13 protein-coding genes are annotated in these 15,079 nt (G+C 64.4%); all 13 read right to left on the bottom strand.

All coding sequences use genetic code 11. From position 1 onward, the window contains the following. Nucleotides 1-90: 90 nt before the first annotated feature. The 13 genes from GM909_RS20960 to GM909_RS20900 all read right to left on the bottom strand — a co-directional run bounded on the left by GM909_RS20960 (nt 91) and on the right by GM909_RS20900 (nt 15,076). The gene (locus tag GM909_RS20960; RefSeq protein WP_157019167.1) at nt 91-744 is read right to left on the bottom strand and encodes a protein-L-isoaspartate(D-aspartate) O-methyltransferase; all 654 of its coding nucleotides are present in this window, start codon (nt 742-744) and stop codon (nt 91-93) included. Next, nucleotides 741-1,499, bottom strand: coding sequence for a 5'/3'-nucleotidase SurE (surE, locus tag GM909_RS20955; protein WP_157019191.1), 759 nt, complete (start codon nt 1,497-1,499; stop codon nt 741-743). Before surE ends, GM909_RS20960 begins: the two co-directional genes overlap by 4 nt. A gap of 42 nt (nt 1,500-1,541) precedes the next feature. Then, on the bottom strand, nt 1,542-2,831 hold the full coding sequence (gene serS / locus GM909_RS20950; RefSeq protein ID WP_157019166.1) for a serine--tRNA ligase: 1,290 nt from the start codon (nt 2,829-2,831) through the stop codon (nt 1,542-1,544). A gap of 183 nt (nt 2,832-3,014) precedes the next feature. Then, nucleotides 3,015-3,869: a twin-arginine translocase subunit TatC gene (tatC, locus tag GM909_RS20945; protein WP_157019165.1), complete on the bottom strand. Its 855-nt coding sequence runs from the start codon at nt 3,867-3,869 to the stop codon at nt 3,015-3,017. Then, nucleotides 3,866-4,444, bottom strand: a complete 579-nt coding sequence (gene tatB / locus GM909_RS20940) for a Sec-independent protein translocase protein TatB (RefSeq protein WP_157019164.1) — start codon at nt 4,442-4,444, stop codon at nt 3,866-3,868. Before tatB ends, tatC begins: the two co-directional genes overlap by 4 nt. Nucleotides 4,445-4,500: 56 nt before the next feature. Further along, nucleotides 4,501-4,725 (bottom strand): twin-arginine translocase TatA/TatE family subunit, encoded by a 225-nt coding sequence (locus GM909_RS20935; protein ID WP_157019163.1) that lies wholly within the window; start codon nt 4,723-4,725, stop codon nt 4,501-4,503. Nucleotides 4,726-4,760: 35 nt separating this feature from the next. Beyond that, nucleotides 4,761-5,885, bottom strand: coding sequence for an ABC transporter ATP-binding protein (locus GM909_RS20930; RefSeq protein WP_157019162.1), 1,125 nt, complete (start codon nt 5,883-5,885; stop codon nt 4,761-4,763). A gap of 54 nt (nt 5,886-5,939) precedes the next feature. Next, the gene (scpB, locus tag GM909_RS20925; protein WP_407941334.1) at nt 5,940-6,662 is read right to left on the bottom strand and encodes an SMC-Scp complex subunit ScpB; all 723 of its coding nucleotides are present in this window, start codon (nt 6,660-6,662) and stop codon (nt 5,940-5,942) included. 16 nt (nt 6,663-6,678) lie between these two features. Continuing rightward, nucleotides 6,679-7,482: a segregation and condensation protein A gene (locus tag GM909_RS20920; protein ID WP_157019190.1), complete on the bottom strand. Its 804-nt coding sequence runs from the start codon at nt 7,480-7,482 to the stop codon at nt 6,679-6,681. Nucleotides 7,483-7,554: 72 nt separating this feature from the next. After that, nucleotides 7,555-8,580 carry a beta-N-acetylhexosaminidase gene (nagZ, locus tag GM909_RS20915; RefSeq protein ID WP_157019160.1) on the bottom strand — a complete coding sequence of 342 codons (1,026 nt, stop codon included), beginning with the start codon at nt 8,578-8,580 and terminating at the stop codon, nt 7,555-7,557. Nucleotides 8,581-8,683: 103 nt separating this feature from the next. Then, on the bottom strand, nt 8,684-11,920 hold the full coding sequence (locus GM909_RS20910) for an SPOR domain-containing protein (protein WP_157019159.1): 3,237 nt from the start codon (nt 11,918-11,920) through the stop codon (nt 8,684-8,686). A gap of 105 nt (nt 11,921-12,025) precedes the next feature. After that, nucleotides 12,026-13,783, bottom strand: a complete 1,758-nt coding sequence (argS, locus tag GM909_RS20905) for an arginine--tRNA ligase (protein ID WP_157019158.1) — start codon at nt 13,781-13,783, stop codon at nt 12,026-12,028. Nucleotides 13,784-13,831: 48 nt separating this feature from the next. Next, nucleotides 13,832-15,076, bottom strand: a complete 1,245-nt coding sequence (locus GM909_RS20900) for a deoxyguanosinetriphosphate triphosphohydrolase (protein ID WP_235912005.1) — start codon at nt 15,074-15,076, stop codon at nt 13,832-13,834. Between the last annotated feature and the right edge of the window lie 3 nt (nt 15,077-15,079).

Raw genomic sequence — 15,079 nt, 5'->3', positions numbered from 1 at the left:
GTGGGAGATTAAAGCGCGTTAATATTACCGGGCCGTTAAGGTCTGGTGATTCAATGATTTTTCCGCCGATCGCAGTCGGCGGGACACATCTCAGATTGCCGCGGCCACGCCCGGTGTAAGCGGTTGAAGACGAACGGCCCCGATGTCCTGACGGTCGAAACGGCTACCCACCTTGGTCAGCCGCGCCAGCGTCTGCTCGCCCTCGCCCGGACCGATCGGCGCGATCATCACGCCGTTGGAGGAAAGTAGGTCGACGAAAGGCCGGGGCATGCCGTCGAATGCGGCCCAGCAGACGATGCGGTCGAAGGGGCCCTCGCCCGGCATGCCGTTGGAGGCATCGGCCTGGCGCACCAGCGCATTGTCGATATCGAGCGCCTGGAGGCGGTGGTGCGCCAGTTCCGTCAGCGTCTTGTAGCGGTCGACTGTCGTCACCCGCGTCGCCAGCTTCGACATCAAGGCGGCCGTGTAGCCCGAACCGGTGCCCACTTCGAGCACACGATGGCCGGGCTCGATCTGCAGGGCGTGGATAATGGCCGCCTGCAGGTCGATGCCCTCGATCACCTCGCCGCATTCGATCGGGATCATGCGGTCCGACCACGCCACGTCGCGCCATTGCGCCGGCACGAAGTTGCGCCGCGGCACGGCCTCCACCGCCGCGACCAACGGCCTGTTCTCGATCCCCCTGGCGCGCATGCGCAAGTAAAACGCCGCCAGGCACTCGCGCTCGTCGGCAGGCGCAATCATGCCAGGGCCTTCTCCAATGGCTGCAGCAGCGCATGTGCCGTCAGGTCGAGTTGCAGCGGCGTCACCGAGATGTATTTCTCCTTCAGCGCGGCCAGATCCGTGCCCTCGCGGATCTCGACCGGCTCGCGACCGAAACGCAGCCAGTAATAGGGAAAGCCTCGCCCGTCGCGGCGCTCGTCGATCCACAGCCCGTGCACCAGCTTGCCCTGCCGGCTCACCCGTGCTCCGGGAACCGATTCCGGATCGGCATTGGGAAAGTTCACGTTGAGGAAGGTGCCCGCCGGCATATCCGCCGCAATCAGCTTTTCAAGCAGTGCCGGAGCCAGCGCCTCAGCGACATGCCAGGGCACGATCCGGCCTTCTTCGGAGACGTTGTAGGCCTGGCTCAGGGCCAGCGAGCGGATGCCGAGCAACGTGCCTTCCATGGCGCCGGCAATCGTGCCCGAATAGGTCACGTCGTCGGCGACGTTGGAGCCGGAATTGACGCCCGACAGGACCAGGTCCGGCGGCTCCGGCAGGATCTTCCTGACCCCCATGATGACGCAGTCGGTCGGCGTGCCGCGAAGCGCGAAATGCCGATCGTCGAGCTCGCGCATCCTGAGCGGTTCCGACAGCGACAGCGAATGGGCGAAACCCGACTGGTCGGTCTCCGGCGCCACCACCCAGACGTCGTCGCTCAGCGTGCGGGCGATGCGCTCCAGCACCGCCAGGCCCTCGGCGTGAATCCCGTCGTCATTGGTCAGCAGTATGCGCAATGTCTTGTCCTTCGATATCCTGTCGGTGGCGATCGACGTCACCTAACCGCCGATCTTTTCCACGCCGCCCATATAGGGGCGCAATGCTTCAGGAATTGTGACCGATCCGTCCTCGTTCTGGTAGTTCTCCATCACCGCGATGAAGGCTCGGCCGACCGCCGTTCCCGACCCGTTCAGCGTATGGACGAAACGTGTCTGCTTTTCGCCGGCGGCGCGGTAACGCGCATTCATGCGCCGTGCCTGGAAATCGCCGCACACCGAACAGGACGAAATCTCGCGATAGGCGTTCTGGCCGGGCAGCCACGCCTCGATGTCGTAGGTCTTGCGCGCGCCGAAACCCATATCTCCGGTCGAAAGCACCATGGTGCGGTATGGCAGGCCGAGCCGCTTCAGCACTTCCTCGGCGCATTGCGTCATGCGCTCGTGCTCTTGAAGCGAGGACTGCTCGTCGGTGATCGAGACCAGTTCGACCTTGTAGAATTGGTGCTGGCGCAGCATGCCGCGCGTGTCCTTGCCGGCCGAGCCGGCCTCGGAGCGGAAGCAGGGCGTGAGCGCGGTGAAGCGCAGCGGCAGCGTTTCGCCGTCGAGAATGTCCTCGCGCACCAGATTGGTCAGCGGGACCTCGGCAGTGGGGATGAGCCAAAAGCCCTCGTGCGTGCGGAACAGATCCTCCTCGAACTTCGGCAGTTGTCCGGTGCCGAACAAGGCGTCGTCGCGCACCAGAAGCGGCGGCTGGATTTCCTGATAGCCGTGCTCGACCGTGTGCAGGTCGATCATGAACTGGCCGAGCGCGCGCTCCAGCCGGGCAAGCTCGCCCTTCAAGACCGTGAAGCGGCTGCCCGAGAGCTTGGCAGCGCGCTCGAAGTCCATCAGTCCCATGGCCTCGCCGAGCTCGTAATGCTCCTTTGCGGCGTTGGCACGTTTCGGCTTGCCGACGCGCCGGATCTCGACATTGTCGCTCTCGTCGGAGCCGACCGGCACGTCGTCGAGCGGCACATTGGGGATGACGGCGAGCGCGCCGTTGAACGCGGCGTCGAGTTCGCGCTCCCTCGCCTCACCGTCCTGGATAAAGCCTTTGATCTCGGCCACTTCGGTCTTCAGCTTCTCGGCCAGCTCCAGGTCCTTGGCGGCCATCGCCTTGCCGATCTCCTTCGACGCCGCGTTGCGGCGCTCCTGCGCCTGCTGCAGCTTGACGAGATGCGCCCGGCGCGCCTCGTCCATGGCGATCAGGCCGTCGACCGTGGAGCGCGCCTGCTCCGCCGAGGAGCCACGCTTTGCAAGCGCATCGGCCAGGGCGGTCGGGTTCTCGCGAATCCATTTGATGTCGAGCATGGCGGACTCTGATCCTCGAAGTGATGCGTTGGCGAATATCGCGCCTGCCGCCCACCATCCAGGCGGGACAAGCACGAAAGTGCCCTTCCCCGGGCGTTGCTCGGAGAAGACGATGACGGGGTAAACCGCAATCGAAATGGAGGCAAGGCCGAATAGCGCAGGCGCCGCTATCCGGCCGGCGCGTCAGGACGATGCGCTTTCATCCGTTTCGGAGGTCTCTTCAGCCGTCTCGGCGCTCTCGCCTTCGGTCCGCGCCCGGTTGCGCTCGACGCGCCGCGCCAGCCAGATCGAAATCTCATAGAGAAGGATCGTCGGCAGGGCGAGGCCGATCTGGCTCACCGGGTCTGGCGGCGTCAAAACGGCCGCGACGACGAAGGCGATGACGATGGCATATTTGCGCTTGTCGGCAAGGCCTGCGGCGGTCAAGAGCCCGACACGCGTCATCAGCGTGGTGACGACGGGCAACTGGAAGACAAGGCCGAAGGAGAAGATCAGGGTCATGACCAGACCCAGATATTCCGAGACGCGCGGCAGGAGCGATATCTGGATTTCGGTGTCGGGGCCGACCTGCTGCATGGACAGGAAGAACCACATGACCATTGGCGTGAAGAAGAAATAGACCAGCGCACCGCCGATCAGAAACAGGATGGGCGAGGCAATGAGGAACGGCAGAAAGGCCCCGCGTTCGTTGCGGTAGAGCCCTGGCGCGACGAATTTGTAGATCTGCGCGGCAATCACCGGAAACGCCAGCACGAGGCCGCCGAACATGGCGATCTTGATCTGGGTAAAGAAGAATTCCTGCGGCGCGGTGTAGATCAGGTCCACCTTGGTGGCGTCGAGACCGGCCCAACCGGTCGCCCACTGGAAGGGAATGACCAGCAGGTTGAAGATCTCCTTGGCGAAGAAGAAGCAGAACAGGAAAGCGACGAAGAATCCGCCAATCGACCACATGAGGCGCGAGCGCAGCTCGACCAGGTGCTCGATCAGCGGCGCGGAAGACTTGTCGATCTCGTCGTCGTCGTTGCGGTGAACGTTCACGTGGCGGTCCCGGAGGTTTTCTTGCGCGCGCTCGGCTTCCTGGTCGTCGCGGTCGATTTCTTGGCTGGGCCCGGCTTCTTGGCAGCTGCGGCCGGCCTTTTGGCTGTTGCGGCGGGCTTATTGGTGGAAGTGGACCCCGATCCCTTGCCGCCGGATGTCACCTTCGCATCGGCCGCACCGGCGGACGATGCCTCGCCCGACGCCTTTGACGTGCCCGCCGTCTCAGCCGGCTTGTCGGATGCCGTTGCGTCCTGTTTCTTCGGCGCCGTGGGCTTCATCACGTCGTCGAGGCCCGCCTTCAGGTCAGAGGCGGCCTTTTCCATCGGGTTGAGCGCCTTTTTGAGCTCGCCGGCCGGATTGAGCTTGCGCGCCGAATCGATCGTCGATTTGACGTCTTCCAATTCGGCCTCTTTCAGCGCCTCGTCGAACTGCTTGCGAAAATCGCCGGCCATCGTGCGCATCTTGGCGGTGGTCCGCCCGAAGCTGCGCAGCATGCGCGGCAGGTCTTTAGGCCCAACGACCACGATCAGTACGATCGCGATCACGAGCATTTCGGGCCAGCCAAGATCGAACATGACTCAAACTTCCGGCGAATGCGGCCAATACATGCTGTCCATGCCTGGCTTACAGGTCAGGACTTGGACGTCTTTTCCTTGCCCGACGTCACAGTCTCGTCGTTGCGATGCTCGACGGTCTTGCCCGACGTATCCGCCTCTTCGTCCTCGGACATACCCTTCTTGAAGCTCTTGATACCCTTGGCCATGTCGCCCATCAATTCGGGGATCTTGCCGCGCCCAAACAGAAGCAGCACGACCACCAGTACGATGAGCCAGTGCCAGATCGAGAAGGAACCCATGATAATCCTCTTTCGAACCTATCCAGTAACCTGATTTAGGCGCTTTCGCCGCCTCTTTCAAACATCAGCACATCGGAGCGCCGAGCAGTCAGCCAGACGTCACGCGCCTGCGACGCCAGTGCGCCGCGGCGCATCCGCGCCCTGACGGGGTTGTCGGCTCCCGCGACGGCGAACTCCAGTGCCTCAGTCTCCCCAAGGAACCGCCGGGATATCACCCTTGCCTCGACATCGCCATCGTTTTCGTGCGCCTCGATGCCCGAAAGTCGCACTGCCACGGAGATATCGGCGCCATCGGGCAGGCCATGGGCGTCAAACACCCCCAGGGGGGTCTCGGCGCGGCCCGAGCGGACGCGGGCCCGAAACAGGTTGAGCTCGGAAAAGAAGCCGGCCACGAAAAGGTCCGACGGCGCCTGAAACAGCTCCTCCGCCGGTCCCAACTGCTTCAGCCGTCCATCCTTCAAAAGCGCGATGCGGTCGCCCATGCGCATGGCCTCCTCGGCATCGTGGGTAACGACGATGGCCGTGGCCCTGCTTTGGCGAAGGATGGCCAACGTCTCGGCGCGCACGCTGTCCTTGAGCCGTGAATCGAGACCGGAAAAAGGTTCGTCCAGCAACAGCACGGCCGGACGCGGCGCCAGCGCGCGCGCCAGCGCCACGCGTTGCTGCTCCCCGCCCGAAAGGATGTGCGGATAGGATCCGGCATGGTGTTCAAGGCCGACGCGCGAAAGCGCCAGACGGGCTTCGTCCATGGTCTCCGCGCCTGACAGGGCCGTCAGGCCGAAACGCACATTGTCGAGGATCGTCAGATGCGGAAAGAGCGCGAAATCCTGAAAGACGAGGCCGATCGAGCGTTTCTCGGGCGACAGAAATACGTTGGGTCCGGCGATCTCGCGATCGTTGAGAAGCACGCGGCCGCGTGTCTGCGCTTCGATGCCGGCGGCGATACGAAGCAGCGTCGTCTTGCCCGATCCGGACGGGCCGAGCAGGCAAAGGACCTCCCCCGGTTCTGCCGAGAGCGACACACCGTCGAGCGTCGCCGCGCCATTGCCGTAACTGTGAAAGATGTTCTCGAATGTCAGTCGTGCGGCAAAGGTCACGCCGGCTGGCGGCCTCGTCGCCTGTTCAGGCCGTTCGGCTGAATGTGTTGTCTTGTTCGCCATGCCTACCAGCGCCGCGAGGAATTGCGGCCTCGCAAGGCCGCCGCTGGAATTCGGTCAATCATCCCCGCCGCGCGGTGTCAACAGGCCGAGGTCCTCGAGATCGAGGTCGGTCAGCGGGTCTTCGTCCTCGGTCAGTTCATCGGGATCGGCCGGCGGCATGGGCACGGCAAAATTGGACGGCATGCGCGCCGACAACAGCCCCGCGCCCTTGAGCTCTTCCATACCCGGAAGATCGCGCAATTCGGCCAGGCCGAAATGGTCGAGAAACGCGGTGGTGGTGCCGTATGTGATCGGCCGGCCGGGCGTGCGCCGGCGCCCGCGCATGCGCACCCAGCCGCTCTCCAAAAGCGTGTCGAGCGTGCCCTTGGAGGTCTCGACGCCGCGCACTTCCTCGATTTCGGCGCGGGTGACGGGCTGGTGATAGGCAATGATGGCCAGGACTTCGAGCGCGGCGCGCGACAGCTTCTTCTGCTGCACCGCGTCGCGGCTCATGAGAAACGACAAGTCTCCGGCCGTCCTAAATGCCCAGGCATCGGCGATGCGGACCAGGTTGACGCCGCGCTTTTCATATTGCCGCTGCAACTCGTCCATCACCGCCGGCACGTCGACCCCTTCGGGAAGCCGCATCTCTAGGGCCTTGTCGGTCACCGGCTCGGCGGATGCAAAGACGATCGCCTCCGCCATGCGCACGGTTTCGGCCAGATGCAGACGCTCGGCCGGGTTCTCGGGCGCCGTCGAGCCGGCAAGGCCCGCCTCTTCGTCGTCATAGTCGACCATGGCCAGATTGCCGTTCTCAGACATTGGCTGCCTCTCGGGTTTCGCGGTCCTTCGGCCGGGCGCGCATGAAAAGAGGCTCGAAGGGCCCGCTCTGGCGAACCTCGAGTGCACCTTCGCGCACCATTTCGAGCGACGCGGCAAAGGAGCTCGCGATCGCGGTGGCACGTTCTTCCGGCCCGGTCAGATAGGTGATCAGAAACTGGTCGAGCGCCGTCCAATCCTTCATCTGACCGACCAGCCGGGTCAGTATGGCGCGTGCGTCCTGCAGCGACCAGACATTGCGCTTGGCAATGCGAACATTGCTGACCGCCTGACGCTGGCGCTGCGCGGCATATGCCGTCAGGAGATCATAGAGCGTGGCGGAATATTCGGTCCGGCGTTCCAGAACGACGGCCTCGGGCATGCCGCGGGCCATGACATCGCGCCCGAGCCGGTTGCGGTTGACCAACCGGGCGGCGGCATCGCGCATGGCCTCCAGCCGCTTGAGGCGGAACTGCAGGATGGCGGCCATCTCCTCGCCGCTCTCGCCCTCCTCGCTCTCCTGCTTGGGAATCAGCAGCTTCGATTTGAGGTAGGCCAGCCACGCCGCCATGACCAGATAGTCGGCGGCGATCTCCAGCCGCAACCGCTGGGCTTCCTCGACAAAACGCAGATATTGCTCGGCCAGGGCCAGGACGGAGATGCGCGCGAGGTCGACCTTCTGATTGCGGGCCAGATGCAAAAGCAGGTCCAGCGGGCCTTCAAAACCCGACACGTCGACGACGAGCGCCGGCCGCGTGGGGTCCTGCGCCTCTTCGCGCTCCGCCCACAGCCGCTCCATCGGCGTTTCCGTGTCGTTCGGTTTCGTGCTCGCGCCGCTCAATTTCGACTTGTTCCCAATCCTGAACCGCTTCTATGCAACGCTCTCGAACAATTGGGCGAATTCGGCGCGCAAGGCGCTCTCATCCGCATCATCCGCCGGGCCGACGGCTGCCAGCGCCGCTTGCGCCCGCTCAAGTCCCTTGCCAGCCAGTTCCGGCACTTCCAAGGCAACGGCCCTCATCTCCTCCATCACGCCATTGCAGTGAAGGACCACATCGCAGCCCGCCGCAAGGATTGCGCGCGCCTTCTCGGAGAAATCCCCAGAAAGCGCCTTCATCGAGACATCGTCGCTGAGCAAAAGCCCGTCAAAGCCGATCTCGCCGCGGATGATGTCGTTGACGACGGTCGGCGACGTCGTGGCCGGCCGCTGCGCATCGACGGCCGAAAAGACGATATGCGCCGTCATGGCCGCAGGAAGATCATTCAAGCGCTGGAAGGGCAGGAAGTCGCGCTCCCGCAATGCCTCGAGCGGAGCGTCGACGACGGGCAGCGACAGATGACTGTCGGCAAAGGCCCTGCCGTGTCCCGGCATATGCTTGGCAACCGGCATCATGCCACCAGCGAGAAGCCCGTCGGCCGCCGCGCGGCCAATGGCGGCCACCGTTTCGGGAGCATGCCCATAGGCCCGCGCCCCGATCACGTCATGCGCTCCTTCGACAGGAACATCGAGCACCGGCAGACAATTGGCCGATATGCCGACGCGCGCAAGATCGAAAGCCATCAGACGCGACATCAGCCAGGCGGCCCGCAGTCCGACCGCACGATCCCGGGCGAAGACCGCCCCAGGCGCCGCGGCCGGCGGATAGTCGGGCGCCAAGGGCGGGCGCAATCGCTGCACGCGGCCGCCCTCCTGATCGACGAACACCGGCGCATCGGGCCGGCCGACGCAATCGCGCATAGATGCAACGAGGCTGCCGAGTTGCCCGGCATCGCCGACATTCCTGGCAAACAGGATGAAGCCCCAGGGCCGCTCGTCGCAAAAGAAGGCGCGCTCGTCGGGCCTCAGTTCCGTGCCCGCGCAACCGAGGATCATCGCCTTGGAAAGTGATTCGCTCATATCATGCACAATACCGCCTCGACGCGGCATCTGCACGTGCGTTCAAAAATGAAAAGGCCGCCCTCGCGGGCGGCCAGATCCATTTCAGCCCATAACTGAACCGTCAGCGTGCCACGAAGCAGTTGCCGCCAGCGCCCTTGTAACGCTCGCAAAGGTCGATCGCCGCGTCGCGCGACTGAGCAGGAATGCGCACGCGGTAATAGGTGCCCTTGCCCTCGATCTCGGCCTTGACGATGTTGACACCACGGCCGTTCAGGACGCTGGCATAGCGCTGCGAAAGGTTGGCGTAGGAAGCCTGCGCGCCCTCTGCCGTTGGCTGCGAAGCGATCTGCATCGACCATTCGCTCGGGTCTGTAGCGGCAACCTGTACACTCTCACCGACAATATCGACCGGCTGTTCGGACGGGCGGGACGGGACGACCGGGACCGAATCCGGCGTTGCGGGATCGCCATTGGCCGCATTCTGCTGACCGTCGGCTGCATTTTCGGATCCAGACAATGTGCCGGCCGTTTGGTCGCCGGCTGATGAGCCGTCAACCGAGGCTGCATTCGCCTGGTTGGAAAGCGATCCGGTATCGGACGCTGACGGTGCAGCAGCGGCGTCGTCTGTCGTCATGGCCTGTGCGGCCGACTGCGGAGCCGGCGTTGGCGCCGCCGGTTCCTCGCGCGGAACAAGCGTGCCGTCCGGCTTGACCACCATGGTGCGGACGACGCGCGGCGCCACAGCCGCCACCTCATCGGCATTGACGGGCGTAGGCGGCGTATCATCCGGCAGGATGCGCGCCTCCGACTTGCCGCTTTCGCTCATCTGCGGCGCCGTAGCTGCCGGCTCGCCCGCCTGGTTCGAACCACGCGCAGACAGATCAACGGGTTCCTCGCTGCTCGCCACGAGCCTTTCCTGCGTCGGAGCGTCCTGGGTGCCGCCCGCCACGCGTTCATAGACGATCTTGTCCTGGTTCGGCACCGTCACGCCACCCGGCTGCTCCGGCCGTACCTTGACGGGATCGGGATCGGCCTTGACCAGAACGGGCGCGCCATCGGAGCCGCCGCCACCCGAGGAGAAGGCATATGCCGCGATCCCGCCGACAATGGCGACACCAGCCACGAGCCCCGCAACGATCAGGCCGCGGCGATGACCGGTCTCCTGGCGAGCCGGGTCCATTGCGGCAACGGATGGCTGAGGAGCGGAATCCTCAAGGTCTGAGGGGCTGACCGAAAAATCATCCAGGTCCGCCGCCAGCCAGTCATCGCCAGCGTCGAGACCGGCATGGGCGCCAGCCTGCTCCGTGCGGGCCATTGCGGCGGCCGCGTCGGCGTCGATCGGAGCGCCGGCATGCGCCGCTGCCGCAACCTCGATGCCGCGCGCTTCCTCGCGCGGCACACCGGCTCCCATGGAAGCGGGCTTCAAGGCCTGCGGATCGTCGAAGATCGAGGCAAGCTGCAGTTCAAGTTCGTCGTCGGTGGCCGGCGGCGGCGACTCGTCCGGCAAGCCGATATCCGGCAGATCGAGTTCATCCGTCAGTTCGACCCGACCTTCCGGTATCTCGACGGTCTCCAGATCCGGACCGTAGTCATCCCAGGTTGGCTGCTCGGCGCGGCCGGGCTCACCGATAGCCTCGGCCGCGGATTGCCTGTCGGTGTGCAACGCATTCGGCGCAAACGCCGCGGCTTCTGCGGCCGGCTGATGGAAGGGATCGCCCGCATCCGGCCAGCTCTGCTCGTAGTGAGCACCAGCCGGGGCTTCCCCAGGCTCCGTACGAAGGTGAGCGTCATCGAATGCAGAAGACTGCTGGTCCAGCCGAGTGTCGAATGTGGCCGGCTCGTCCCGGTTCGTTTGCACCGGCTCGCCGGGATCACCCATATCGCCGAAGCCGGGCTGCCGATCGCCATCCGACGTATCGGGCAGAGAGACTTCCGCCTCGGCCATCGGCTGCGGCAACGGATCGCCCGCACTGGACCAGTCCTGTGCGTCGAGTGACGCAGCCCCGGCCTCCTCGGACGCTGGGCGACGGTGGGCGCCATCATAATCCGGTTGCTGGCCCAGCATGACGTCGAGTGCGTCCGGCTCGTGTTCCTCGTCACTCGCCACGGAGCCGTTTTCCAGATCGTCCGGCGCCGGCTCACGCGCTTCTTCCCTGAGCCTGCGTGTCAAGCTTCCATAACCGATCGATGCACGCGAGGCGGTCGCCTCGGCCATGGCTGCCAATTCGGCGAACGGATCCTGCGCCGATTGCGGCTCGGCCTCGACATGCGGCTCATTCAACGCCGCTTGATCTACCAGTTCGAGTTCGGCTGCCGGCTCGTCGGCCGGGAAAGAAGCGGCATGGTCGACGGGATCGGTCGATTCAACGCCGCGATACAAGGCGTCCTCGCCGGACAACTCCGGCGGCGCCGTCTGAAGCGGATCAGCGACACTGTCGCCATTCCAGGTATCGGGCCAGGTATCGGCCGATTCGGCACCAAACACTTCGTTCGGCGTGTGATGCGACGCCGACAGCGCATCCTCGGCCTCGCCTGCCACACGGTCCTCGGACGCCAACGCCTCAGCCGCAGCAGGCTGCTCGTCGAACCCGGCATTCGCCGATGTCTCCTGATCGGAAACGGGAGGGCCTGCCAGATTGCCGCCAAGCAACGCCGCAAGCTCGTCCTCGAGGCTCGGCGCGGGCATTGCCTCCGGGCTCTCCGCAGCGCTCGCGGCTTGCGCCGCCTCGCCCGTCTCAAGCTGTGCGTTCGCCTGCCAGGCCGGCTCCGCCTCTGCCGCCACATCCGCCTGATGCGGCTCGGCTTGCCTTCCTTCCAGACCCGCATCGAAGTCGAGATCCAGATCGAGGAATTCTTCGTCGGCCTGCAGCGCGGGACTGTCTTCAGGCGCTACCGCATCTTCGTGAGGCTGGGCAGCATCGAAAGCCGTCACGTCGGTCGGCGCCGCGCCGGCCGCAGATGTCGCCTCATCGACCGTCGGCTGCCCGATTGAAGGTTCTGACACCAGTCCGTCGGATGCCAGTTCGTCCTCCAGCATGCTGGAAAACTCGGCTTCCATCGCCTGATCGAGCGGATCGGCATGGACCTCGCTGCCAGACTGATCAATTTCTTCGGGACTCGCGGCGGGGATGGACGGCTCGGCAAGCGCAGACTGATCGGGCGCGGCCGCATCCGACGGCGCCTCGGCATCAAATGCACCAAGCAACTCTTGTTCGAGATCGATACCGAAATCGTCGAATTGCTGATCTTCAGTCTTGCCATCGGGCGCCAGGCCCATGATCCGCGTCAGTTCGGCCAGCGGATCGTCGTCCACTGAATCGATGTCCTGCTTTACTTTGAGCTGACCATGATCTGCCATGCTTCTTCCCGCACTCACACTCGGTCGGGGCGCCGGCGACGCCGCGAAAGTTTGGCCACTACCAGCGCATTGTGGGCAAAAGGTGACAGTTACTTTCCGCGAACCTTAGCGCATCTCCTTCGGCGCATCGGCACCCAAGAGCGCTAGGCCTGACGTCACGACGTCGGAAACACCTTGCACCAGCCCGAGTCTGGCATATGTCAATTCTCGATCATTAACCTTAAGAAAACGTAAGTCCGGATTATCGGTGCCACGGTTCCACAATGCATGGAAGGCGCTGGCAAGATCATAAAGGTAAAATGCGATCCTGTGCGGCTCGAGCGCAAGTGCCGCCGCTTCTATCATGCGCGGATACTCGGCAAGCTTCTTGACCAGGGCAATCTCGGCGTCGTCGGTCAGCTTTTCGGCTGCTGCCGCCAGCGAAGCGCGGTCGAACGAGCCCTCGCCGAACTGCTCGGCTGCCTGCCGGAACACCGAATGCGTGCGCGCGGACGCATACTGGACGTAAAAGACGGGATTGTCCTTCGACTGTTCGGTCACCCGGGCAAAGTCGAAATCCAGCGGCGCGTCGTTCTTGCGATAAAGCATCATGAAGCGGATCGGGTCGCGCCCCACCTCGTCGACCACCTCGCGCAATGTGACAAAATCGCCGGATCGTTTCGACATGCGCACCGGCTCGCCGTCCCTAAACAGCTTGACCAACTGGCACAGAAGCACGGTGAGCTCCACCTTCTCGCCGGCAAGCGCCCTGGCGAGCGCCTGCAGCCGCTTGACATAGCCGCTATGGTCGGCGCCCAGCACATAGATCAGGTGATCGAAGCCGCGTCCGATCTTGTCCTTCATATAGGCCACATCGGCGGCGAAATAGGTAAAGCTACCGTCCGACTTCATGAGCGGACGATCGATGTCGTCTCCGACCGCGGTGGAGCGGAACAGCGTCTGCTCGCGATCCTCCCAGTCCTCGGGCTTCTGGCCCTTGGGCGGCGGCAGCTTGCCCTTGTAGACATGCCCGTTCAGCGTCAGGTCGTTGATCGCCGAACGGATCGTGCCGCCATTGCCGGCGTGAAGGGAGCGCTCGGAAAAGAACACGTCGTGATGAACGTTGAGCGCCGCCAGATCCTCGCGGATCAGCTTCATCATCGCCTCGATCGTCCGATCCTTGACGATCTCCAGCGCCTTGTCCTCGGCCATGCCGAGCAAGCCGGAGCCGTATTCCCCGAGCAATGACTGCGCGACCGGGATCAGATATTCGCCCGGATAAAGGCCGGGCGGGATTTCGCCGATATTCTCACCGAGCGCTTCGCGATAGCGCAGCATCACCGAGCGGGCCAGGACGTCGATCTGCGCGCCGGCATCGTTGATGTAATATTCGCGCGTCACCTGGTGGCCGGTGAAAGCCAGCAGATTGGCCAGCGTGTCGCCCACCACGGCGCCGCGGCAATGGCCGACATGCATCGGCCCGGTCGGGTTGGCCGAGACATATTCGACATTGACGCTGAGCCCCTTGCCGATCGTCGAGCGCCCGTAGTCGGTTCCCGCCGCCAGCATGTCGCGCAGCTGCGCCTGCCAAAATCCGTGATCGAGCGTGAGATTGACGAAACCGGGGCCGGCAATCGTCACATCGGCCACATCGGGTTCGCCACGCAGCTTCTCCGCGATCTGCTCGGCGAGCGCCCGCGGATTCTGCCCTGCGGCCTTGGCCAGGACCATCGCGGCATTGGTGGCCAGGTCGCCATGGCTGGAATCGCGCGGCGGCTCGACCGTCATGCGCGTGAAATCGAGAGCTCTCCCGTCCGAAGCCTCCAGGCCGAGCGAAAGGATTGCGTTTTTGATCCGCTCGTGAAAATCGGCGAAAATATTCATCAGTCGTCTTCCGGATTGGAGAGGCCGCCCCAGGGGGCGCGCCACCGCCTACCCCATATCCGGCGTATGGTCAAACAGACGGCGATGCTCGTCTATGGCGAAATTGTCGGTCATTCCGGCCAGAAAATCGGCCACATGGCGCATGCGCTCGGCCCGCGCGGCGTCGGCCGGCAGGTCACGCCAGTCCCGCGGCATGGCGCGCGGGTCGTCGAGATAGGCGTCAAACAGTTCCTTGACGATGGTTTCGGCATGGGCCCGCTTGGCCATCACATCAGGATGGCGATACATGTTACTGAAAAGAAAGCTCTTCAGGACCTTCTCCTGGCCCGCCATTTGATCACCGAAACGGATGATCGTCCGGCCCGCCGCCCTGACATCGTCGGGGCCCTGCGGCTTCAATGCGTTCAGTTCCTGCCGGGCGGTAGAAATGACATCCTCGACCATAAGGGTGATCTGGCGCCGCATGAGTTCGTGGCCGGTGCGCACGGGGTCGAGGCCGGGATAGCGCTCGCGCACCTCGCCCAATATCGCGGCCGAAAACGGCACATCCTGCAGCATTTCGAGCGTCAGCAACCCGGATCTCAGGCCGTCGTCGATGTCGTGCGTGTCATAGGCGATATCGTCGGCAATGGCCGCGGCCTGCGCCTCCAGCGAGGCATGGGAGGCAAGATCGATCGGGAAGCGGGCATCGAACTCCAGGATGGCATCTGGCACCGGCCCCTTGAGACCCCTGCCCCGCCCATCGACCAGCGGCCCATTGTGCTTGACCAGCCCCTCCAGCGTTTCCCAGCACAGGTTCAGCCCGTCGAATTCGGCATAGCGGCGCTCCAGGCTGGTGACGATGCGCAGCGACTGGGCGTTGTGCTCGAATCCGCCGGCTTGCGCCATCTTCTCGTTGAGCGCCTCCTCGCCCGTGTGGCCGAAGGGCGTATGGCCGAAGTCGTGAACGAGGGCGATCGCTTCGGCCAGGTCCTCGTCGAGATGGAGAGAACGCGCCAGGGCCCGGGCGATCTGCGAAACCTCGATCGTGTGGGTGAGCCGCGTGCGATAGTGATCGCCCTCATGCGCCACGAAGACCTGCGTCTTGTGCTTCAGGCGGCGGAATGCGGTGGAATGAATGATGCGGTCGCGGTCGCGCTGGAAGGGCGTGCGGGTCGGGCTTTCGGGCTCCGCAGCCAGCCGTCCGCGCGATCGGGCCGGATCGCAGGCGTAAACGGCGCGCGGCCGGTAGCCGAAGCCGATGTCGCCCAACCCTTCGCGCTCTTTCGCCATAACCCACCGGTTGACTTGCATCAA

The organism is Mesorhizobium xinjiangense (assembly GCF_009749525.1).
Taxonomy (GTDB): domain Bacteria; phylum Pseudomonadota; class Alphaproteobacteria; order Rhizobiales; family Rhizobiaceae; genus Mangrovimarina; species Mangrovimarina xinjiangensis.
Note: the sequence above shows the minus strand (reverse complement) of the source record. Positions and strands in the feature narration are given on the sequence as shown.